General features: G+C 71.2%; 2 protein-coding genes. One reads left to right on the forward strand and one right to left on the reverse strand.

What is annotated here, in order from left to right:
* Positions 1 to 430 (forward strand): ATP-binding cassette domain-containing protein (locus GVL52_RS31405; protein ID WP_160012648.1); only part of this gene is annotated, 430 nt, incomplete at its 5' end.
* 23 nt (positions 431 to 453) lie between these two features.
* Here GVL52_RS31405 and GVL52_RS31410 read toward each other — a convergent pair.
* Positions 454 to 904: universal stress protein (locus tag GVL52_RS31410; protein ID WP_200847927.1), on the reverse strand; the 451-nt coding region annotated here is incomplete at its 5' end.

A 904-nucleotide genomic window follows, 5' to 3' on the forward strand; every position in this document is an offset into this window, starting at 1 on the left:
CTCGCTCACCGTGCGCGAGAACCTGCAGGTGGTGCGCGGCGTGAAGCACCTCCGGCAGCGCATGGAAGAAGTGCTGGCCGATTTCCCCGCCCTGGTGGAGCGGCTGCCGCAGCCGGCCAGCAACCTCTCGGGCGGCGAGCGACAGCAATTGGCCTTCGCCCGTGCGCTGATGCCGTCGCCGCGCATCATGGTGCTGGACGAGCCCACGGCAGCGCTCGCGCCGTCGCTGGTCGGCAAGGTGTTCGACATGGTGCAGAAACTGCCCGCCGCCGGCGTGGCCGTGCTGATGGTCGAGCAGCGCGCGCGGCAGGCGCTGGCCATCAGCCAGCAGGGCTACATCCTGGACCAGGGCCGCTGCGTGCTGCACGGCCCCGCACAGGAGCTGCTGGAAGACCAGCGCATGGCGCAGCTGTATCTGGGCAGCCACTGAGCCACCCGCACGGCGGCGCGGCTTCAGCGCAGCACGAGCACGGGCACCGTGGAGTGCGTGAGCACGTGCTGGGTCTCGCTGCCCAGCAGCAGGCGCTTGACGCCCTTGCGGCCGTGCGAGGCCATCACGATCAGGTCGCAGTCGTGCTTGGCGGCCGCGGCGATGATCGCCTCGGCGACGAGGTCCGACTTGGCCACCACGGGCTTGACCTTCACGCCCTGCGCATCGCCCAGCTGCCGGATGCCGTCCAGCAGTGCCTGGGCGCCGGCGGCCCACTGGCTCTCGATGCGCCGCGCCTCGGCGGCATCCACCGGCGAGCCGCCCTCGAAGTAGCTGCGCGGGTAGCGCGGCACGACCTTGAGCGCGACCACGCGGCCGCCAGAGATCCGGGCAAGCGACAGCCCGTGGTCGACGGCTTTGCCGGACAGGTCGGAGCCGTCGGTGGCGATGAGGATGCGGCGGTAGGACATCTTC

It is taken from the genome of Rhizobium sp. 18055, from assembly GCF_902706285.1.
In the GTDB taxonomy this organism is placed as follows: domain Bacteria; phylum Pseudomonadota; class Alphaproteobacteria; order Rhizobiales; family Rhizobiaceae; genus Rhizobium.